The sequence below is a fragment of the Bacillus sp. CDB3 genome, assembly GCF_002081505.1.
GTDB classification, from domain to species: Bacteria; Bacillota; Bacilli; order Bacillales; family Bacillaceae_G; genus Bacillus_A; species Bacillus_A cereus_AT.
In genome coordinates, this window is sequence record NZ_ALBR01000025.1 from 64,128 (window position 1) to 85,384 (window position 21,257).

Below are 21,257 nucleotides of genomic sequence, written 5' to 3' on the forward strand. Positions count from 1 at the left end.
GCTTCTTTTGATTATTTCAGCCTAATTTAATTTCGGTTAACAAACGTGTTTAAATATTTATTCAAAATCTTATTTAAATGTTTATAAAGGTTTAATCAATAGAAAAAAATTAAAATGTTATGTTGAGCAAATAGAATTGCTAAAAAGAGAATATCCATTCGAAGAGTTTGGCAAAATACTGCAAGGATAATGTATTCTTGTGCAAATGTGCAAACGATTTAAACGAATCAATGGAATTTATAATGAAGGGGCAAATAAATATATGAGTGAAACATTAAATAAAAGAAAACCACCATATTTAATGCTTGTAATCCTTTTTATTGGGGCATTTGTTTCATTTCTAAATAACTCGCTTTTAAATGTAGCCTTGCCATCAATAATGAAGGATTTAGACATTAAAGATTTTTCAACGATCCAGTGGCTTTCTACAGGGTATATGCTTGTAAGTGGTATATTAATTCCGGCATCAGCATTTTTAATAACTCGCTTCTCCAATAGGAGCTTATTTATTACATCTATGGTGATTTTTATTCTTGGTACGGCCTTAGCGGCTTTAGCACCGAACTTTAGTTTATTACTTACTGGCCGGATGGTTCAAGCAGCAGGTTCTTCAGTCATGGGGCCTTTGTTAATGAATATTATGCTAGTAAGCTTTCCAAGAGAAAAAAGGGGAACGGCAATGGGGATTTTTGGATTAGTTATGATTACCGCTCCAGCAATTGGACCGACACTATCAGGTTATATTGTAGAGTACTATGACTGGCGTTTGCTGTTTGAAATGATTTTACCGCTAGCAATCATTAGCTTACTGTTAGGGATTTGGAAATCGGAGAATGTCATGAGACAAAACAAAAATGCAAAACTTGATTATCTCTCATTACTATTATCTTCTGTCGGTTTTGGCGGTTTGCTATATGGGTTCAGTTCTGCAAGCTCCGACGGTTGGACGAATAAAGTTGTCTTAACAACCTTAAGCATAGGCGCTATTGCACTAATTGCTTTCATTATCCGTCAATTAAAAATGAATGAACCGTTATTGGATTTACGTGTTTACAAGTACCCAATGTTTGCACTTGCGTCTGTAATTGCGATTGTTAACGCAGTGGCCATGTTTTCGGGTATGATTTTAACACCAGCTTATGTACAAAACGTCCGCGGTATTTCACCGCTGAGCTCTGGGCTGATGATGCTTCCAGGTGCGATAATAATGGGAGTTATGTCACCAATTACAGGTAAATTATTTGATAAATATGGCCCTCGGCTTCTTGGTATAGTAGGACTTTCCATTACAGCTGTTTCAACTTATATGCTGGCAAACCTGCAAATCGACTCTAGTCACACACATATTATTCTAATTTACACTCTGCGGATGTTTGGGATGGCGATGGTGATGATGCCACTTATGACAAATGGCCTTAATCAATTGCCAACTCGCTTAAATCCGCACGGTACAGCTGTTAATAATACAGCTCAACAAGTGTCCGGTTCGATTGGTACTGCTATTCTTGTTACGATTATGAATTCTGTAACAAAAACAAAAGCTGAAAGTCTAATGGCTGATCTAGATCCAACAACTTTCACAGAAGCTACGAAGGCAATGTTAACTCAGAAGGCTTTATTATCCGGAATTCAATATTCATTCTATGTAGCGCTTGGCATGAATGTTGTTGCACTATTATTAGTTTTTTTCGTTAAACGTGTAGATACAAGTGCGGAAGCTGTCGAGAGGTTAAATCGGTAGTGTGAAACAAAACTTTAGATAATGATTTCTACAAGTTTTTTGCTGATTAATTAGACAAGGAAGCTTTTATCTGAGAGTTATCAAATCAAAGAAATATCCAGTGAAATCCGCATGAATCGTGGCTATGTTAAATAATAAGGGATGCGCAATCCAGGCAGTTGTAAAAAGAGGGAGATTATCGCCCTCTTTTTTTAATTCTAATTTGATGTAAGTAACAAATCTATTAGTAGCAATAGCGTTAGCACATATTGAATTAGCTTTAAATGGAATCTAATTTTAAGGTGATCTGGCTAAGTAGATAAGTAAAAGAATTTGAATTAAGTTAACGTGGTACGTAGAGTAGTGCGCCATACAGAATAAGAACGCTCCAATAAATGAAGAAGAAATATCACTGGAGGAATTTATCAAATTAGATATTTCTTCTATAATGTAGGGAATGAATTTTGCTGTAGAAAAATAATAGGTAAGTCATTTGACAATTAAAATGACTTACTTTAATATATATGCTATAGCATATAATTAGTGAAATAAGCAAATTCACTGTGAAGAATTGACTAGTATGCTGTACCCTTTTATATCTTAATTTATAGAGGTGAAACATGAACTTACATGATTTAATAGGCTATCTTGTTCATCGTACTGATGTGAAAATGACCAATTATTTTACTAAGAAATTAAAGCCTTTTGGAGTTACGCCAGAGCAGTGGGGGATTATTAGTGTTCTTTGTAGCCAAAGGGGAACTACTCAAAAAGAGTTAGCAGAAGCTATTGATAAAGATCAAACTACTGTCGTAAGAATGATACAGTCAATGGAGAGAAAAGGGATTGTAAAGAAGGCTTTGAATGACCAAGATAGGCGTTCACACAACCTTTTTTTAACTGAAAAAGGTGACGAGTTAAAAAAAGAAATCTTGCCTGTAGTGAAAGACGCTCACCATTTCGTTACGAGTAATTTGAGCGAGGAAGAGATTAAAGTATTACAATCATTATTAAACAAATTGTATGATACACGTTATTAATATTTGTTCCTTATTGATGCTATGCTATTTATAAGGAACAAACTTTGTTTTAGGTATACTATATGCTATAGCATATAGTTTTTGGTTGTTTGGAGGAATGGGGAGATAGCTTTATTTTGTATGATATTTGATTCAGGGTCACTTTTTTGCCTAGTACCAGTCAGATTTCTGTATTTTACATGCTATAGCATGTAAAATTTATCAAATAAATAAGAAAGATGTGATTGCTATTTTAATATTAATGAATGTAGTAAAAGTTGTATTGTTTCTGTTCTTTTTAATGACAGGTACGAAAATTATATCTGGGAAAATGGCAGATGAGTTCAAACGATTTGGTTTACCTTCGTTTTTTAATTTCTTAACTGGAGCTTTTGAGATTGTAGGAGCAATTGGAATGTTGATAGGAATTTGGGTCCCAATGGCAGCTTTATTGGCAGGATTGTTGTTAGGCGGTACGATGCTTGCAGCTGCATTAACTCTTATTGTATTAGCGAAAGATCCCTTTAAGAAAGCAATACCTGCGCTTGTTTTGTTTGTCCTTAGTTTAGGGATAAGTTTGTATCATATTTTTTAAACATAACCTAAAGCCGTTAAACTGTATGCGTTCAAGTTGCTATCATTTTGTAATTATTTTATAAAAGGGGTTGTGAAAATGCAGGTAAAATTTCAAATGAGTGCAGGAATAATAGCGGTACTCATTTAAGGTGTTACCTGCATTCGAATTGAAAATATTGAACATAGGAGTGAGTGAAAATGGCATATTTATTACAAGTTGATTTTCCGTTTGAAGGTCCTTTTGGTGAAGAAATGGAAAAAGCATTTTGGGATTTAGCAAAAAGTATTAATGAAGAAGAAGGATTCCATTGGAAAATATGGACGGAGAATCAAGAAACGAAAGAAGCTGGAGGCATCTATGTATTTGAGGAAAAACAAGATGCTGAAAAATACGCGGAAATGCACAAGAATAGACTTCAAGCATCTGGTGTTAAAGATATTAGAGTAAGAATTTTTAACATCAATGAAAAGTTAACGAAACTGAATCGTGGTTATAGTAAATAATAAGGGACACAGAATTCAAAAAAAGAAGGGGATAATCCCTTCTTTTTTTGAATTGATGCTACAGAAAGAATAGCGTGTTTTTTAAATTTAGGGGCATCTCTTTTTGATAGTTTGATACCGATGTGACAATACCCCTTTATTATTTTTCAGACTTCCCTTGTTCTAGAATGTATGCTTCTTCTTGTTCCGGTGTCGCTAATTCGTATGCTTGACCAGTGCTATTATTGTCCCATTCCCATAATAAATTATGCTCCTCAACGGATTGAGAGAAATCGCCTTCATACCAACGAACCAAAATCTTGAGGTACTGTTCTTTATGTTGTAAAGTTCCACTATTACTTTCATCAATTACTCGACGTACTGTTTCGATGTTTTCTGGAGTCATTTTAATAAATCCTTGCTTTTCGTGAGATAATACTTTTTGATGAGTCATTTTGTGCATGGCATTGATTATATGACGATCAGAATTGAGGTCAAGTATTACCTCTTCACCTTTAATTCTATCAGTCTGCTTTTCCTTAACGTCTGAACCTGCATACGTACCGACTTTGTAACCAGTAAAAATACCAACTGCTATAGCAATAACTAAGCTTGATGTGATTTTAATCCACTTTTTCAAACCTCGTACCCCTTTTTATTGAAGTGTACCATAAAAGATGAGCTGTATACCGTTATCTACCTGTTTAATCTACATAAAGCGTCATTATCAGTAGTCAATGATGCATAAAGTTTTCGTTCTGGGAGTAATTAAAAATCGTCGATAAAATTTTACGGAAATCTTGGTTTGGAGTTCAACCATAGTGTAGAGGATAAAATAGCTTTTCTATGGATTGAAAAAGACAAAAGTTGGTTAGGATTAAGGGAAACCGATAAAGTAGAACTTGAATATCATCCATCTATAAGACATATAGCATTTCAAGTCACTTTGGATGATTTGAAGAATTCGGTGAAATGGCTTAAAGACAAAGGGTATGAACCGAGGGAAGCATTTGGATTTGAACCACATGAATCCTTTGTAATGGCTCATAACGATTAGGCCCATACTAAAATTCATTTTAATGACCCAGATGGAAATAGTTTAGAACTTATTTGTAAGCTTGAAAATCCACATAAGATTACAAAAAGAATGTATTTGAGTGAATGGGAAAGGTATTTGGGGAATAAAGAATTATCATCATAAGTGAGAAGGAGAATGAGTATGCACTTTCGTCTGGGATTATTTGTTGAAGATTTGCAAAAATCTATTAGATTTTATGAGGAAATCCTTGGTCTGGCATTCTCAAAAAAGAATGAGACTGGTGCGATGGTTAAACTAGAGGATTTTACTTCGTTACTAACTCCTGATTATATTCTTAATGAAAAGCTTCAATAACATAGGATCATTCTTAAGAATGTCATTGAAATGTACCAATAGATGTTAGTGCAGCAAAATAAATTGTGTTATGATGTGAGCAAATATAAAGCTATCTAACGGAGGGATTCACATGCCGCATGTTGTGTTTCGTGGAATTACTACTGAACAATTAAAAAGCATAAGCAAGCCATTAGTAGAAGAGCTCGCAGATATCTGTGAGTGTGGTACGGATAATTTTACCTTGGAGCTACCAAGTTCTACGTTTGTATTCAATGGAGAAGAAATAGAAGCGTTTCCTCTTATTGAAGTGAAATGGTTCGAGCGTGGACAGGAAATTCGTGATCGATTTGCCAAGGCCATTACTACATATGTAATGGATTTTGGACTTCCAGAAGTAGAGGTTGTATTTACGGTTTTCACAGAATCAGCGTATTATATTAACGGGAAGCATTGTGCAAGTTAGAGCTATTTGAAAGATTTTTATAACATTAAGAAAAGAAATAGGAGAGAATATCCTATTTCTTTTTATTTCTATAATAAAATATAATTACTAAATCTAAAGTAATGATAATAATTAGAAGTAACAAGTGTATAAGTGCATCAGTTTTCCCGTTTAGTAAAGACTTTATAAAGAAATCCCATTCGGTTTCATAGGGAGGATCTATCCAATTTCGTTGCAGTCCTAACACCATTCCATTTATGAAATAGACAATGCTTAATAGAATTCTTCCAATAAATAAGGCAGCTACTTTTATATTCCACTTCTTTATCAGGATTATATAAAGCAGAGGAAATAGTATAAGTACCCAAAAAACGATAATAAAAACTGTATTCATCAGTTTCTACTCCTTATGTTGATAATAAAGTTATTTATAACAGGAAGTATAACTCACTTATTAGTTAGCTCTTAGATTCTCTAAAAAAGTTGGATGCAATGCAACAAACCATTCCGGTGATTAGAATACTATATTTCACTGTGTTACCCATGTGCTCAAATAGATTAGTTCCATTAAGCATTACAAGTCCCCAAAACACTTGAATCGCTCCAAAACCTAATAATATTTTTCCTGTGCGAGAAAAATTTTTCATAGTTTTCCACCTTCCACAAACTCGCTCCATTAAATGGCCCGATCGGTGTGAACTTTATCTCTCCGTTTCAAAAAACTCAATCCATTCTCCATCAGGACCAGCGAAGAATATGTAACGTGTTCCATCTGGTAATGTTTCAATTTCTTCTCCTAGTAAAAAGGTTACTCTGTGTTTCTGTAGTCTTTCGATTTCATCCTCTAATGAATCCACTTTAAAGCAAATGTGATGTACTTTTCCTTCTGCCGGAAGAGAAGAGTTATAACCTTCAATTAATTCAAGTATCGTTTCCTTCGATTCTTCCACACCTAAAAAAGCGAGTTTTAAGTCGGGATTCGGGTGACCCATACGTTTAATGAGCTGTAAGCCAACTACTTCTTCATAAAATGAAATAGATGTTTCTAAGTTTGCGACCATAAGACCGATGTGTTCAATTCTTCTAACTGGCATGTAGATTCCTTCTTTCTGAAAATTATATACAATATGTTATTGAAAATTAAGAAAATAAGCAAGATAAAAATCTTACAAATTTTAGCGTGTTATATGGTATAGTGAGAAAGTATGTTTGGGGAGAAGGAAGGAGATTATACGATGAATACACCTACTCAAACTCCTTCATTATCGGCAACGATGAAAGAGTGGCATTATGCATTAGCGTATGAAATTAAACATTGGAAAACGATAGGTGGTAGTAAAATTTCTATCATGAACGGTCGTTTTTTATATACAGATTATGAAAGTACAGTATACGTATTTCAGCTTATTTCGGAAGTAAGCTTACCGGAAGGTTCACCAATTCGAATTGAGTTTGATGGTGAGGAAGCGACAGGAGAAGTATTATCTGTACATGGATTAGAAATAGAACTGAAATTAAATGATTATATACAAGGTGAAATACGAGAAGCTGTTTTATACAGTGAACCGTGGCAATTGTTAGAGCAACTACAAGAGCGATTGAAAGAGGCACATAAAGATAAGTTAAAACGTAATCGTATAAAGCGTCTTGTTGATGGGACGAGCAGTCCGAAACATATTGAGAAGATGAAAAATCCGAAAAATGAATTGGCGTATCGTTCGTTTTACAATCCGACAACGTACGTGTGGGGACCACCGGGAACAGGGAAGTCTTACAATTTATCACGTATTATTTCGGCTCATTATCAAAAAGGAAAATCGGTACTTGTATTAGCTCATAGTAATGCGGCAGTTGACGTATTAATGAGTGAAGTAACGAAGCAAATTGAGAAGAAAAAGAAATGGACACCTGGCGAAATTGTTCGTTACGGTTATAGTCAACATGAACATATACGAAATCATGAAACATTACTTACGTCGAAGCTAGTTGAAACGACGAACGGATCTTGGGGAGAAGAAAGACTCTATTTAGAAGAAACACGACAAGATCTTCGTGAAAAGATTTTATCATATAAAGCGACTTCTGCTGATAAGAAGCGTATACAAGAGATTGAAAGTGATCTTCGAAAGCAAAAAGCGAAAATTAAAGAAGTAGAAAAAGAATATATTGAAAATGCGAAAGTAATCGGTGCGACTTTATCAAAATGTGCAATTGATGCGCTTATTTATGATCGCACATTTGATTTAGTTGTCGTAGATGAAGTGAGTATGGCATATGTTCCGCAAATCGCACTAGCCGCTTCTCTTGGGAAACGTATTGTCGTTTGTGGGGACTTTTTACAGTTACCTCCGATTGCGATGGCAAATCATGAACTCGTTCGAAAATGGCTCGGTGAAGATATGTTTTACCACGCAGGGATTGTTGAGTCTGTTAATAAATCAGAAGCGCATCCCAACCTTTTTATGCTGCAGGAACAAAGACGTATGCATACGGATATATCGAAGTTTACGAATTCATTTATTTATAAAAATAGAGTGTACGATCATCCATCTGTTTCAGAGCGTAAAGAACTTGCGAAACTGCAACCGTTCGCAAATGAGGCGAGTGTTTTATTTGATACGAGCTTAATGGGAGCCTTTTCTTTAAAAGACGCTGCTTCCGGTTCTCGTTTTAATATTATGTCTGGTTTAGTAGCGATGCAAATGATGTTAATTGGATTGTTAGACGGTGTTCAATCTATCGGTGTAGTTACGCCATACAGAGCACAGTCTCGCTTTTTATCAACGTGTATTAGAGAAATGCTGCAGAAAACGAAATATCAACACATACCAGTTTTAGCAGCAACAGTTCATAAGTTTCAAGGTTCTGAAAGAGATATGATGATCTTTGATACGGTTGATAGTTATCCGCAAGAACGTCCTGGTGTGTTATTCTTTGATCATAAAAACCATCGCCTCGTCAATGTAGCAGTGACAAGAGCGAGAGGAAAGTTCATTCAATTATCAGATTGCCATTATATGCGTAAAAACTTATCGAGAAAACAAGCGTTATCACAATTAACAGCTCATATAGAACGTCACGGAGATGTGTATGATCGCACGACATCACGACAATTGTGGGAGCGAAAAATATCGAAACGATTACGCTGGTTTATGGAAATGAATCTTGAAGAGCCGAAAGGGCTATTAAAAGATATTTTAGCCGCAAAACGAAAAATCATCATTTCACTTCCAAGTACGAAGCAAGTAGATAAACGAGTATGGCAAGCGTTAATGCGTACAAATGCGCAAATAACAGTGTATAGTGATGGACCAGTTCCACTGAAAAATGTAAAGTTACAAAGGCAAAATAAAGCATTCCCATTCATCGTAATCGATGATGAAATCTTTTGGGCAGGGGCACCGCTCACATCTCAAATGATGTTTGAAGGTAGTATGGAATTTCCGTACGTATGTGCAAGATTACAAGCACCGGAAACAATTGGTGTGTTAAAAGGATTTTTAGATATTCGGTAAATTCGGATAGGAATTCCTTGACTTTTAATCGGAATGAATTTAGAATAAAAAATAATTTAATATAATTTTATGAAAATTCTTATCACGAGAGGTGGAGGGACTGGCCCTATGACACCTCGGCAGCGGATTCTTTATGAATACTGTGCCAATTCCAGCAAGGTAACTTGAAAGATAAGAAAGAAGCTCATTTTGACTGTATATACAGAAGCCTCTTTCTATCTTTTAGAAAGAGGCTTTTTTACGTGAAAATAAAAGGAGGAAGAAAAATGGGAGCGACAGGAGTAACGTCACAAAGAAAAACCATTGAAGAGAGTATAGAAAGAAATAAGGAAAAGTACATAGAAACAAGTCATAATATTCATGCGAATCCGGAGATTGGTAACCAAGAGTTTTATGCATCAAGAACGTTAAGTTTATTGCTAGGGAGTGCAGGATTTCAACTACAACACAATATAGCTGGACATGAAACAGGTTTTATCGCGCGAAAAAGTTCAGGAAAACAAGGACCAGTTATCGCATTTTTAGCTGAGTATGATGCTTTACCAGGACTCGGTCATGCGTGTGGTCACAATTTAATTGGCACAATTAGCGTTGCGGCAGCGATTGCATTATCAGAAACGCTTGAAGAAATCGGCGGAGAAGTTGTCGTATTCGGAACGCCAGCAGAAGAAGGAGGGCCAAACGGTAGCGCAAAATCGAGTTATGTAAAAGCAGGTTTATTTAAAGATGTTGATGCGGCGCTTATGATTCATCCGAGCGGAAAAACAGCGACAACGAGTCCCTCACTAGCAGTCGATCCACTTGATTTTCATTTTTACGGTAAAACAGCTCATGCAGCAGCCTCACCAGAAGAAGGGATTAACGCATTAGATGCGATTATCCAGCTGTATAACAGTATTAACGCACTTCGCCAACAATTGCCGTCAGATGTGAGAATTCATGGTGTTATTACAGAGGGCGGAAAAGCACCTAACATTATTCCTGACTACGCCGCGGCAAGGTTCTTCATCCGTGCAGCAACGCGAAAAAGATGTGCGGAAGTAACAGAAAAAGTAAAAAATATCGCACAAGGAGCAGCGTTAGCAACAGGTACGAAAGTGAAAATTCATCAATTCCAAAATGAAATCGATGAATTACTCGTAACAAAAACATTTAATGACGTCGTAGCCGAAGAACTAGAACTACAAGGTGAAGACGTAAATCGTAAAGAAAGAATCGGAATCGGCTCAACAGACGCAGGAAACGTAAGCCAAGTCGTACCGACAATACATCCATACATTAAAATCGGCCCAGATGACTTAATTGCACATACGAATGAATTTAGAGAAGCAGCACGTTCAGAATTAGGAGATAAAGCGCTAATTACATCCGCAAAAGCATTAGCGAATACAGCGTATCGATTAATTACGGAAGAAGGGCTGTTAGAGAAGGTGAAGGAGGAGTTTAGAGAGGCGCAGAGGAATCAGGGGTAAGGGAATTAAGGTGCTCTTTTCGAAGAGCAATCTAATTAATAAGTAGAGATATAAAAAGAACATTGAAAAATCAATGTTCTTTTTCAGGCTGTGGAGAAAGTCTTCTCCACAGCCTGTTTTTGTGTCTGAACCTCTTTTTATGTGTCAACACTGATAAAAAAGAGGAAAAGGAGAGATTTCTTATGATGGGTGCTTTAAAAAATCATCGCGATGAACGTGTATCTGTTTCTGTAGAAGAGTTAGTTCCACAAGATCATTTCCTTCGTGCGATTGAAGCGACAATTCGTTTTGATTTTATTGAGGAGAAGTTACGCCCTTATTACTGTGAAAACAATGGACGTCCGTCAATCCATCCTATCGTTTTATTCAAAATGATGTTTATTGGATATTTTTATGGTATTCGTTCTGAGCGTCAATTGGAAAAGGAGATTAAAACGAATATCGCCTACCGTTGGTTTTTAGGGTTTTCTCTATCAGATACTATTCCAGATCATTCTACAATCAGTTGGAATCGCCGTACCCGTTTTATTCATACAAATATTTTCGAAGAAATTTTTGATGAGATTGTGAGGCAAGCGACGGAGAACCGGATGGTGGGAGGACGTGCACTGATGACAGATTCTACACATATTAAGGCCAATGCTAATAAAAATAAATTTGTACATAAATATAAAAAAGAAAAGGCAAAGTTTTATATAGATGAACTAGAAGCTGCGGTAATCGAAGATCGTGAGGTACACGGAAAAAAGAATTAAAACCTAGAAAGGAAAGTGATACCCCTACTAAAAAAACTCGTATAAGCACTACGGATCCAGATAGTGGATTTTTAATGAGAGATGGAAAACCGAACGGTTTTCATTTCTTAGATCATCGTACAACTGATGCGAAGTACAATATCATTACAGATACCTATATAACGGCTGGAAATATGGCAGATTCCGAGCCGTATTTAGCACGTCTACAAGCTCAAATTAATAAATTCGGATTTAAGGTGGAAGCTGTAGCTCTTGATGCAGGCTATTTTACAGGTTATATCTGTAAGAAATTATCAGAAAGAAATATATTTATGGTGATGGGGTATCGCCGATTTGGAAAGCGAAATAAAGAAGTACCGAAAAGCCAATTTAAATATGTAGAAGAAATGAATGCATTTGCTTGTCCGATGGGATGTATTTTAGAGTATGCGACAACGGATCGCGAAGGATATCGTCAATATAAATCGAATCCAGAAGACTGCGCTGTTTGTCCGCTACGTGAGGTGTGCTTTTCAAAGAAACAGAAACAAAAAGTTATCACTCATCATGTATGGGAGAAATATAAAGATATCGCTAGAAAAAACAAGCTAACAGTTACAGGGAAAAAGTTGTATAAAGTACGCTGTTCAACTATAGAGCGAAGCTTTGCGGACGCCAAAGAACTCCATGGCTATCGATATGCTCGGTTTCGGGGGCTGAAGTCTGTCCAAATGCAGGCTTATCTCACCTCAGCTTGTCAAAATATGAAAAAAATAGCCCTCCATCTGACCAAAAAGGGTCTGGTGGAGGGCTATTTTTCTAAATTCTATTATTTTATGTTGTTTTCATTTGCTAAAATCAAAAAGATTTCAGAGTGTTGGGAACCCTAAAGGGTTTCCCAACACTCTGAAAAAGAACATTGAAAAATCAATGTTCTTTTTTGTTTACTAGTCATTGATATTGTTGGTTTTTCTCATAAAGGAAAAACTTTTACTGTTAGCGGGGGATAATACGTATCCCTTTATCAAAACGACAATTTCTCCTCAAACTCACTCTTTAAAACAATTAAAGGAGACGATAATCCAAATTGCATTAAAGAGTCTAAAAATGCAGCGAGAGAATCCATCGAATCGCTCATGACCTTCATCATATAATTAAATTCCCCGCTAATTCGATATAAATCAGTTACTTCAGGAGCGGCATTACAAAATTGGATAAAATCAGAGCATTGACTCGTTTTAAACATGATAAATGCTTGAATGTTTTTATTAATTTTGGAAGGCTCAAATTTCGTTCGGTAAGCCGCTATAACTCCTTGATCTTCAAGCTTGTTAATTCGTTCTTTTACAGCAGGTTGCGTCATGGATATAATTCGTCCTATTTCTGAAACAGAAATTCTTGCATTTTCATACAACAAGTTCATAATTTTATGATCGATTTCATCCAGTTTTACTGCGTTTTGCATTGTGTAGCCTCCTTATTTTATTTTTTTAAGTAAATCACAAATTATAACTATAATATCATAAGTAAACGAACTAAATTACCTATAAATCTATATTTAAAATTATTGGTGTTTGAATAAAAATATAAGTATAGGATTTACCCCGCATTAACGGGCAGTAAAACTCCCACCTCAAAATTCAGCTGGAGCAAAGTGGTTAGGTGAGAGATTAACTGCCCGTAAAAGCCCGATTGGTGAGGGCTGATAATCAGTGGGGGATGAAGAAAACCCCCACTGATTAAAGTTTCACTTTATCAAACGGAAATTTAGGAAGGATGGAAAAAATGAAGAATCTTGATGGGAAAGTAGCGTTAGTAACAGGGGGGAGTCGAGGTATTGGTCGTGCGATTGCGATGAGATTGGCAAACGACGGTGCATTAGTTGCGATTCACTACGGCCGAAATAAGGCAGCTGCAGATGAAACAATTAGTGAGATTGAATCTAATGGAGGAAAGGCGCTCTTAATTGAAGCAGATTTCAATTCAATTGATGGTGTCAAAAATCTAGTAGAACAATTAAAGAATGAATTACAAATAAAAGTTGGTACATCAGAGATTGATATTTTAGTAAACAATGCAGGGATAGGTACACAAGGAACGATTGAAAATACGACAGAAGAAGTTTTTGATGAAATTATGTCTGTAAATATTAAAGCACCGTTCTTCTTAATTCAGCAAACATTACCGTTACTACGAGCAGAGGGGCGCGTTATTAACATTTCATCAGCTGAAGTAAGACTTGGTTTTACGGGGTCCATTGCATACGGTTTAAGTAAAGGTGCACTAAATACGATGACACTTCCTCTAGCTAAACATCTTGGAGAAAGAGGTATAACAGTGAATACAATTATGCCCGGATATACGAAGACAGATATTAATGCGAAATTGCTAGATGATCCTGAAATACAAAGTTTTGCTACAAATTCATCTGTGTTTGGACGAATAGGGCAAGTTGAAGATATTGCAGATGCAGTAGCATTCCTTGCTTCTTCTGATAGTCGCTGGGTAACGGGGCAAATTTTAGATGTTTCTGGAGGGTTTTGTTTATAAGGGCAGCACCCTACAATTATCAGGTTGAAATTTTAAAATAGCTATAGAGACTCCATTCCTTGGAAATATTTTAACTATTAAGTTGTAAAAAGAACCGTAGTTTTTCATTTTTGAAAAAGCTATGGTCTTTTTGTTGTAGCAAAGATATGAGCGAGGAACTTTTTTTATATAAATCAAAAAAAGTTGATGAAGTAGTTGCATTAAGACTGAATCGACGTATATACTATAAATATCAAAAAAAAGTTGATGAAGGGAAGTGAACTACAGTGGCACAAGATTTTCAGCTATATGAGAAAAAGTTTAAAGCGTTGGCGGATCAAAAGCGTTTAGAAATTATGTATGAACTTTGCCAGCGAGGACAGACGTGTGTATGTGATTTAACAGAGATTTTTGAAATGACGCAATCTAAGTTGTCCTATCATTTGAAGATTTTATTAGATGCAGGTTTAATTGTAAAAGAAACAAAAGGTACATGGAGTTATTATGATTTAAATGATGCGGAAGTAAATAATTTATTATCAGAAGAATTGTGCTGTATCTTTAGAAAAACAGGAAAAGGTAGTTGTTGTTAAAATTTTGAGATATTAATCAAAAAAAAATTGATTAATGATATATACAGAGGAGGAATAAGGTATGAGATATGTTCACGTCGGTATAAACGTTACGAATTTAGAGAAGTCTATTGAATTTTACGAAAAGGTATTTGGTGTATTACCAGTGAAGGTGAAAACGGATTATGCAAAATTTTTATTAGAAAATCCAGGTCTTAATTTCACGCTGAACGTACGAGATGAAGTGAATGGAAATCAGGTAAATCATTTCGGTTTCCAAGTGGATACAGCTGAAGAAATCACATTACATAAAGAACGATTAGAAAAAGAAGGTTTCTTTGCGCGTGATGAGATGGATACGACTTGTTGCTATGCAGTACAAGATAAGTTTTGGGTAACGGATCCTGATGGGAATGAGTGGGAATTCTTTTATACAAAAGCACATAGTGATGTTCACAAAATAGAAGATTCATCTTGTTGTACGACTTCTAATGAGATAGTTAAAAATTCTTGTTGTTAATAGGAGATGGAAAAAATGAAGCGTTTATCTTTTCTAGACCGATATTTAACACTATGGATTTTTCTAGCGATGGCTGTTGGGATTGGTTTAGGATTTGTGTTTCCTAGTGTAGTAGACGGGCTGAATACATTACAAGTTGGAACGACGTCTATTCCGCTTGCTGTTGGTTTAATTGTAATGATGTATCCACCATTAGCGAAAGTTCGCTATGAGGAAATGGGCCGAGTATTTAAAGATGTCAAAGTGCTAGTGCTATCTTTAGTACAAAACTGGATTATTGGGCCGGTACTTATGTTTGTTTTAGCAATTATTTTTCTTCCTGATAAGCCAGAATATATGGTCGGGCTCATTATGATTGGTTTAGCACGTTGCATTGCAATGGTAATTGTTTGGAACGATCTAGCAGATGGTGACAAAGAATATGCAGCTGGTTTAGTTGCTTTTAACTCAGTATTTCAAATGTTGTTCTTCTCCGTTTATGCATACGTGTTCGTAACAGTAATCCCGGAATGGTTAGGAATTGAAGGGGCTATCGTTAGTATTACAATGGCAGAAGTTGCGAAATCAGTGTTTATCTATTTAGGAATCCCTTTTATAGCAGGTATGTTGACACGATTTGTACTTGTGAAGTTAAAAGGCAGACTATGGTATGAAAAGGTGTTTATACCTAAGATTAGTCCACTTACACTCATTGCATTGTTATTTACAATCATCGTTATGTTCTCTTTAAAAGGGGAAATGATTGTTAGTGTACCACTCGATGTAGTAAGAATAGCGATTCCGTTATTCATTTATTTTATCGTGATGTTTTTCGTTTCTTTCTTTATGGGAAGAAAAATTGGTGCAAACTATCCGGTGACTACAACGTTAGCATTTACAGCAGGTAGTAATAACTTTGAGTTAGCGATTGCTGTAGCAGTTGGTGTGTTTGGTATTCATTCAGGCGCGGCATTCGCAGCTGTTATTGGACCGTTAGTTGAAGTACCTGTCATGATTGCACTTGTAAACGTCGCTTTTTGGTTTAAACGTAAATATTTTAATGATCAATCAACTTAAAAACAAAGGTGGAAAACAACATGGAGAACAAAAAGACAATCTACTTTTTATGTACAGGAAATTCATGCCGAAGCCAAATGGCAGAAGCATGGGGGAAACAATATTTAGGGGATAAGTGGAATGTGTATTCTGCAGGCATTGAAGCGCATGGAGTGAATCCAAATGCTATTAAAGCAATGAATGAAGTAAATATCGACATAACAAATCAAACATCAGATATAATTGATGCAAACATTTTAAATAGTGCTGACTTAGTTGTTACGCTTTGTAGTCACGCAGATTCTGTCTGTCCTTCGACACCTCCGCATGTGAATCGTGTTCATTGGGGATTTGATGATCCAGCAGGAAAAGAGTGGTCTGAGTTTCAACGTGTTCGTGATGAAATCGGTGAACGAATTAAACGATTTTCTGAAACAGGTGAATAAATAAAGGAGAGAGTCAATCTTCTAGTGTATAGGGATTGGCTCTTTTTACTATGTCGCTTATGTAAATGCATATTCGGTGTGGCGTCTCAAATGCATTCTTTCAGATGGGACATACGAAAATATAGTGAAAGTAAGCAGACCTGACCCGAAACTGCTGGATTTGAAGTAGTTTTATTTGAGTATTACAATGAATGGGATGTTTTAATTGCTTCTTAATGATTACAAACCTAAAAGAGGTGGAAAACCTGCACGACTCCATAGCCATAAAGGAGTATGAACATCGATAGGGGCAATGCCACTACCCATTAACACATTTTCCCATGCTTTTGCCACAGTTTGCCGGTCTTCAGCTGTTCCATTTAATACTTCTGATGAACATAGTCCTAACTTTACAGTTGCTTTCAATATATGTGTATCTGGAGCTATTGTAATAAGTTCACGGGATTTCCAGGAAACATTTGTGTAACTTTCTAAGGCGTAAAGCCAGTAATTAAAGATTTTTGGTCCAGAAAGATAAGGAAAATCAGATTTTCGTGTTCCTTGCATTATTTTCTTTAAAGAAGAAATATCAAATTGAACAGATTCAATTAGACCTTGTACATTTTCTTTTGGTGAAGATTTCACTAGTCCTATTGCTACACGTTTCCAAATCTCTGGATGGCGATTAGATTGTAATCCTACACGGTGAAAAAGTAAAGCGTTCCGTAAAATATCAATCTCACTATTTGCCACAGCATTCGGGCTGAAAATCCATTTTGTTGATTCATCTTGATATGCTTTTACAACCGATTTCCATAAAGTATAGGAATTTCTTTGATAATTCAAAGCCATAGCAAGTGTTAAAACATCCATTAATTTATTATCTGGAACGACATTAATCAAAACGTCTTCAGGCATTAATTCTCCACCAAGAAATCCTTCATAGTGCATTTTTAACAGTGATTTTACATTTTTTAATAGCGCTTCTTTTTCCATATAATATCCCCCAAGATTTTATCGATGTATAAAGCATTACTTAAATTGACTACTAGTTTAATAGCATAAGATTTTTTTGAAATGTATATCCTTTATACGAGTTGTAAGTTCTTCAATAATAGAGTCTCGTATCTATCATTTTCTATAATTCTATCTCATATTTGTAATATCCTATTTATGTATAAAGTAAAATATAATAAAAGACGTATTAATAAATTAATTTAAAGAAATTCATTCAATAATATTGGTAGAAGAATTACATAAGAATAGTTGGAATACGGATTTACACTACAAAATCATGGTGAATGAAATGCAGTATTCCGCACGGTTTATTAACAGAAATTGAACAATCAATCCAGATTTTAGGACGTTATCAAATAAATATTCGAAATAGTAAATACGGTTTACGTATTATTTACGAAAGCGAGGAAAAAATCTATCTTTATTGGTAAGTAGAGAAAGAGTCAACTCACACGAGTAGGCTCTTTTTTTATGTACTATGAAACTTCACAATAGAACGATATTACGGCAGTAGAATGTGTAATAAACGTCTATCTAATCACGAAAAAACGATTCCACTCACACATAACTGGTTATCTGATGTATAGGTGTATATTTTGTAAAAAAATTGTTTATAAAAAGTGTTGAAATATTTTGAAAATTAAATTACTATTATCCATGTAAACTACTAAGTAATCGTTTACATGGATGAATTAAGGGTTTAATCGAAACTGAAGTAAACGATTTCTTGAAAACTTAGAAAGAGTGATGAAATGGCAAAGTCTACAATTAAAGATGTTGCAATGGAAGCGAATGTGTCTACAGCTACAGTATCTCGGGTGTTAAACGCAAGTGGATTTGTAAGTGACGACATTAAAGATCGTGTTTATTTAGCTGTGAAAAAGCTTAATTATCAACCAAATGCGATTGCTAGAAGTTTAAAGCAAGATAAAACATACACGATTGGTGTTGTGATCCCAGATATCACAAACCATTATTACATGACAATTTCAAAGGCAATTGAAGATATTGTACAGCAAAAGGGCTATAACCTAATTTTTTGTAGCAGTCATGAAAATCCTAAAAAAGAGGATAAATTGTTGCAGCTATTGGTAGAGCAAAGGGTAGATGCTATTGTATTGGCGACTGCTGGAGGTTGTGAAGAAAGAGTAAGAAGTATTCATCAAGCCGGTGTACCAATTGTTTTAGTTGATCGGACTGTTGAGATTGGGGACACAAAATTAGATTCGGTTATAGAAAGTAATTTTGAAAGTGCTTATAAATTAACGAGCTATCTTTTAAAACAGGGGCATAGATCTATTGGTCTTGTAAATGGACTGTTAAACGTTAGTACAGGTAAAGAACGTTATGAAGGGTTTCAGAAAGCTTTGGAAGAATTCGGGATTCAGGAAGATGAAAACTATACATTTAATAGCACTTTCACAAGAGAGGGTGGAATGAAAGCAGTTGATTATTTTCTTAATTTCACTGAGAAACCTTCCGCTATTCTATCCTTGAACAATGAAATGGCATTCGGTGTTCTTCTTGAATTAACGAGGAGAGGCTACTCTATACCAGAAGACATAGTGATAGCTTCTTTTGGTGATGTGGAAGCAGCACAATTATTACAAACACCTGGAATTATATCAGTAGCTCACAAACCATATGAAATGGGGGAAAGGGTAGGTGATATTTTATTGAAGCGTTTAAATAATGAAGAAGGTCCCTTTAATGAAATATTTACACCTCAATTACTAATAGATGCACAAAGCGTACGTATTTAAAACGATTTGAAATGATGCTTTTCGTTAAGATAAAAATCGGAAGGGAGATAGAAATGCTAAAAGGAATACCGAAAATAATTAGTCCAGATTTAATGAAAATTCTTTTAGAAATGGGGCATGGGGATGAGATTGTTTTAGCGGATGGAAATTTCCCCGCTGCCTCTTGCGGGGCGAAACTAATTCGATGTGAAGGACATGGGGTTCTTGAAGTATTACAGGCAATTTTGCAATTCTTTCCACTCGATACGTATAGTAATCATTCTGTTTCATTAATGAAAGTCGTAAAAGGGGATCCTACCACGCCCTCCATTTGGGAAACATATGATGCGGTGATTAAAAAATATGATACTCATTTTGATGGTTTTGAGATGATCGACCGTTTTGCATTTTATGAGAGAGCAAAGAAGGCGTATGCAATTGTTGCAACTAGTGAGAGTGCTCTCTATGCCAATATGATTTTAAAAAAGGGCGTGGTTACTGATTAACGCATTATTAAACTAATATATTGTTTCATTAAAAATTTGATAGGGTAGTAGGTGATAGGATGAGTGAATTATTGCTGAAAATGGAGGGGATTAGTAAATCGTTCCCTGGAGTGCAAGCGCTTTCTAATGTGCGATTTGAATTAAAAAAAGGCGAAGTTCACGCACTGTTGGGTGAGAATGGAGCTGGAAAATCCACATTAATGAAAATTTTAACAGGGATTTATCAAAGAGATGCTGGAACGATTGCGTATGAAGGAAAAGAAATAGAGGTTCCAGATACAAAAGCAGCACAAAGACTGGGAATCAGCATTATTCACCAGGAACTTAACTTAGCCCCGCATTTAACAGTTGCCCAAAATATTTTTATTGGAAGAGAACCTAAAGGGTTATTGAATCTTTTTTTGGATGAAAAAGAACTAAATAACAGAGCAAAAAAACTATTTGAAAGGTTAAACATTCATCTAGACCCAAGAGAATTGGTAGGCAATTTAACAGTTGCGAAACAACAAATGGTAGAAATCTCTAAGGCTCTTTCCTTTGATTCAAAAGTATTGATTATGGATGAGCCAACCGCAGCCTTAACTGATACCGAAATTGATGCATTGTTTGTGATGATTCGGAAATTACGGCAGGACGGTGTAGGAATTGTTTATATTTCTCACCGTATGGAAGAGCTAAAGAAAATTACGGACCGTGTATCGATTATGCGAGACGGTACATACGTAGGAACGATGAACACAAAGGATGCAACGATTGAACAAATTATTTCTATGATGGTCGGAAGAAAAATTGATAACAATCAAAAACCAGATATGAAAGAAAAAACGGGAGAAAAAGTGTTTGAAGTAAAAAATTTAAAGAGAGGGAACACGATAAAGGATGTAAGTTTTGAACTGTATAAAGGAGAAATCGTGGGCTTTGCTGGATTGATGGGAGCTGGAAGAACGGAAGTAGCTCGTGCCATATTCGGAGCAGATCCACTAGATTCAGGGGAGATTTTTATTAAAGGCCAACGATTAAATATTAAAAGCCCAACTGATGCAGTACAACATGGAATTGGCTATTTGTCTGAAGATCGAAAACAGTTTGGACTTCTCGTTGGGATGGATGTCAAAACAAATATTGCAATGGCATCCATGAAAGATTATGTAAAACCTTTCGGCTGGATGCATGTATCGAAAGTTGACCAACAATCGGAGGAATTAATTAAAAGGTTAAAATAAAAACGCCGTCAGGTAATCAATTAGTGAAAAATCTTTCAGGAGGGAATCAACAAAAGGTTGTTATTGGGAAGTGGTTGACTAGAGATTCAGATATCTTAATCTTTGATGAACCAACACGCGGTATTGATATCGGAGCAAAAGACGAAATTTATAAATTACTAAATGATTTAGCTGAACAAGGAAAATCTATCATTATGATCTCCTCAGAACTTCCTGAAATTTTAAGGCTAAGTCACCGCGTGATTGTCATGTGTGAAGGCAAGATAACAGGAGAACTGAAAAATGATGAAAAAGCATCGCAAGAAGCAATTATGACTCTTGCAACAAAACGAATTACGTAATGGATACTAAC

General features: G+C 35.6%; 22 protein-coding genes, 3 pseudogenes and 1 riboswitch. Of the genes and pseudogenes, 19 read left to right on the plus strand and 6 right to left on the minus strand.

Translation table 11 applies throughout. From position 1 onward, the window contains the following. Window positions 1-262 precede the first annotated feature (262 nt). From CDB3_RS08540 to CDB3_RS08555, 4 genes are all read left to right on the plus strand, one after another. Window positions 263-1,741, plus strand: a complete 1,479-nt coding sequence (locus CDB3_RS08540; RefSeq protein WP_128854117.1) for a DHA2 family efflux MFS transporter permease subunit — start codon at window positions 263-265, stop codon at window positions 1,739-1,741. Window positions 1,742-2,340: 599 nt separating this feature from the next. Next, window positions 2,341-2,760, plus strand: coding sequence for a MarR family winged helix-turn-helix transcriptional regulator (locus CDB3_RS08545; protein ID WP_097830282.1), 420 nt, complete (start codon window positions 2,341-2,343; stop codon window positions 2,758-2,760). A gap of 223 nt (window positions 2,761-2,983) precedes the next feature. Next, entirely contained in the window at window positions 2,984-3,334 is a 351-nt protein-coding gene (locus tag CDB3_RS08550; protein ID WP_128854149.1) for a DoxX family protein, read from the plus strand. Window positions 3,335-3,513: 179 nt separating this feature from the next. Further along, the gene (locus CDB3_RS08555; protein WP_128854118.1) at window positions 3,514-3,819 is read left to right on the plus strand and encodes a monooxygenase; all 306 of its coding nucleotides are present in this window, start codon (window positions 3,514-3,516) and stop codon (window positions 3,817-3,819) included. Between the two features lie 139 nt (window positions 3,820-3,958). On the opposite strand, the gene CDB3_RS08560 is transcribed toward CDB3_RS08555, so the two are convergent. Beyond that, window positions 3,959-4,438 (minus strand): PRK06770 family protein, encoded by a 480-nt coding sequence (locus CDB3_RS08560; protein WP_128854119.1) that lies wholly within the window; start codon window positions 4,436-4,438, stop codon window positions 3,959-3,961. A gap of 141 nt (window positions 4,439-4,579) precedes the next feature. Here CDB3_RS08560 and CDB3_RS33070 point away from each other — a divergent pair. The 3 genes and pseudogenes from CDB3_RS33070 to CDB3_RS08575 all read left to right on the plus strand — a co-directional run bounded on the left by CDB3_RS33070 (window position 4,580) and on the right by CDB3_RS08575 (window position 5,636). Continuing rightward, window positions 4,580-4,999 (plus strand): annotated as a pseudogene (locus tag CDB3_RS33070) (VOC family protein). Between the two features lie 18 nt (window positions 5,000-5,017). Continuing rightward, window positions 5,018-5,191: a VOC family protein gene (locus tag CDB3_RS08570; protein WP_256869702.1), complete on the plus strand. Its 174-nt coding sequence runs from the start codon at window positions 5,018-5,020 to the stop codon at window positions 5,189-5,191. A gap of 112 nt (window positions 5,192-5,303) precedes the next feature. Further along, the gene (locus tag CDB3_RS08575; protein ID WP_001120970.1) at window positions 5,304-5,636 is read left to right on the plus strand and encodes a DUF1904 family protein; all 333 of its coding nucleotides are present in this window, start codon (window positions 5,304-5,306) and stop codon (window positions 5,634-5,636) included. A gap of 52 nt (window positions 5,637-5,688) precedes the next feature. On the opposite strand, the gene CDB3_RS08580 is transcribed toward CDB3_RS08575, so the two are convergent. The 3 genes from CDB3_RS08580 to CDB3_RS08590 all read right to left on the minus strand — a co-directional run bounded on the left by CDB3_RS08580 (window position 5,689) and on the right by CDB3_RS08590 (window position 6,709). Then, window positions 5,689-6,009: a hypothetical protein gene (locus tag CDB3_RS08580; RefSeq protein ID WP_128854120.1), complete on the minus strand. Its 321-nt coding sequence runs from the start codon at window positions 6,007-6,009 to the stop codon at window positions 5,689-5,691. A gap of 64 nt (window positions 6,010-6,073) precedes the next feature. Beyond that, complete coding sequence (locus CDB3_RS08585) at window positions 6,074-6,262, minus strand: hypothetical protein (protein WP_128854121.1); 189 nt, start codon at window positions 6,260-6,262, stop codon at window positions 6,074-6,076. Between the two features lie 54 nt (window positions 6,263-6,316). Beyond that, complete coding sequence (locus CDB3_RS08590; protein WP_128854122.1) at window positions 6,317-6,709, minus strand: VOC family protein; 393 nt, start codon at window positions 6,707-6,709, stop codon at window positions 6,317-6,319. Between the two features lie 111 nt (window positions 6,710-6,820). Between CDB3_RS08590 and CDB3_RS08595 the strand changes: the two genes are divergently transcribed. The 3 genes from CDB3_RS08595 (at window position 6,821) to CDB3_RS08605 (ending at window position 12,226) form a co-directional block, all read left to right on the plus strand. Continuing rightward, entirely contained in the window at window positions 6,821-9,130 is a 2,310-nt protein-coding gene (locus CDB3_RS08595) for an AAA domain-containing protein (RefSeq protein ID WP_128854123.1), read from the plus strand. Window positions 9,131-9,206: 76 nt separating this feature from the next. Further along, window positions 9,207-9,308, plus strand: a riboswitch (SAM riboswitch). 88 nt (window positions 9,309-9,396) lie between these two features. Continuing rightward, window positions 9,397-10,602, plus strand: coding sequence for a M20 family metallopeptidase (locus CDB3_RS08600; RefSeq protein WP_128854124.1), 1,206 nt, complete (start codon window positions 9,397-9,399; stop codon window positions 10,600-10,602). Window positions 10,603-10,784: 182 nt separating this feature from the next. After that, a protein-coding gene (locus CDB3_RS08605; protein ID WP_372708522.1) for an IS1182 family transposase occupies window positions 10,785-12,226 on the plus strand; the annotation gives its coding sequence in 2 pieces (ribosomal slippage) (window positions 10,785-11,346 and window positions 11,346-12,226; 1,443 coding nt in all). A gap of 134 nt (window positions 12,227-12,360) precedes the next feature. Here CDB3_RS08605 and CDB3_RS08610 read toward each other — a convergent pair. Continuing rightward, window positions 12,361-12,801: an Lrp/AsnC family transcriptional regulator gene (locus CDB3_RS08610; RefSeq protein WP_001178565.1), complete on the minus strand. Its 441-nt coding sequence runs from the start codon at window positions 12,799-12,801 to the stop codon at window positions 12,361-12,363. A gap of 320 nt (window positions 12,802-13,121) precedes the next feature. Between CDB3_RS08610 and CDB3_RS08615 the strand changes: the two genes are divergently transcribed. The 5 genes from CDB3_RS08615 to arsC all read left to right on the plus strand — a co-directional run bounded on the left by CDB3_RS08615 (window position 13,122) and on the right by arsC (window position 16,438). Next, window positions 13,122-13,886, plus strand: coding sequence for an SDR family oxidoreductase (locus CDB3_RS08615; RefSeq protein WP_128854125.1), 765 nt, complete (start codon window positions 13,122-13,124; stop codon window positions 13,884-13,886). A gap of 266 nt (window positions 13,887-14,152) precedes the next feature. Next, the gene (gene arsR, locus CDB3_RS08625) at window positions 14,153-14,458 is read left to right on the plus strand and encodes an arsenical resistance operon transcriptional regulator ArsR (protein WP_000046014.1); all 306 of its coding nucleotides are present in this window, start codon (window positions 14,153-14,155) and stop codon (window positions 14,456-14,458) included. Between the two features lie 61 nt (window positions 14,459-14,519). Then, window positions 14,520-14,957, plus strand: coding sequence for an ArsI/CadI family heavy metal resistance metalloenzyme (locus CDB3_RS08630; RefSeq protein ID WP_128854127.1), 438 nt, complete (start codon window positions 14,520-14,522; stop codon window positions 14,955-14,957). 15 nt (window positions 14,958-14,972) lie between these two features. Beyond that, window positions 14,973-16,013 carry an ACR3 family arsenite efflux transporter gene (arsB, locus tag CDB3_RS08635; RefSeq protein WP_142263479.1) on the plus strand — a complete coding sequence of 347 codons (1,041 nt, stop codon included), beginning with the start codon at window positions 14,973-14,975 and terminating at the stop codon, window positions 16,011-16,013. A 20-nt stretch (window positions 16,014-16,033) separates the two neighbouring features. Then, window positions 16,034-16,438 (plus strand): arsenate reductase (thioredoxin), encoded by a 405-nt coding sequence (arsC, locus tag CDB3_RS08640; RefSeq protein WP_000428354.1) that lies wholly within the window; start codon window positions 16,034-16,036, stop codon window positions 16,436-16,438. A 219-nt stretch (window positions 16,439-16,657) separates the two neighbouring features. Here arsC and CDB3_RS08645 read toward each other — a convergent pair whose 3' ends face one another. After that, window positions 16,658-17,413, minus strand: coding sequence for a hypothetical protein (locus CDB3_RS08645; protein WP_128854129.1), 756 nt, complete (start codon window positions 17,411-17,413; stop codon window positions 16,658-16,660). 229 nt (window positions 17,414-17,642) lie between these two features. On the opposite strand from CDB3_RS08645, the pseudogene CDB3_RS32235 reads away from it, so the two are divergent. The 4 genes and pseudogenes from CDB3_RS32235 to CDB3_RS08665 form a co-directional block, all read left to right on the plus strand. After that, window positions 17,643-17,843: pseudogene (locus CDB3_RS32235) on the plus strand (aminoglycoside phosphotransferase family protein); the annotation flags it as partial. A gap of 343 nt (window positions 17,844-18,186) precedes the next feature. Next, complete coding sequence (locus CDB3_RS08655) at window positions 18,187-19,197, plus strand: LacI family DNA-binding transcriptional regulator (protein ID WP_128854130.1); 1,011 nt, start codon at window positions 18,187-18,189, stop codon at window positions 19,195-19,197. Window positions 19,198-19,250: 53 nt separating this feature from the next. Further along, window positions 19,251-19,682: an RbsD/FucU family protein gene (locus CDB3_RS08660; protein WP_128854131.1), complete on the plus strand. Its 432-nt coding sequence runs from the start codon at window positions 19,251-19,253 to the stop codon at window positions 19,680-19,682. A 59-nt stretch (window positions 19,683-19,741) separates the two neighbouring features. After that, window positions 19,742-21,246, plus strand: a pseudogene (locus CDB3_RS08665) (sugar ABC transporter ATP-binding protein). Window positions 21,247-21,257: the final 11 nt, after the last annotated feature.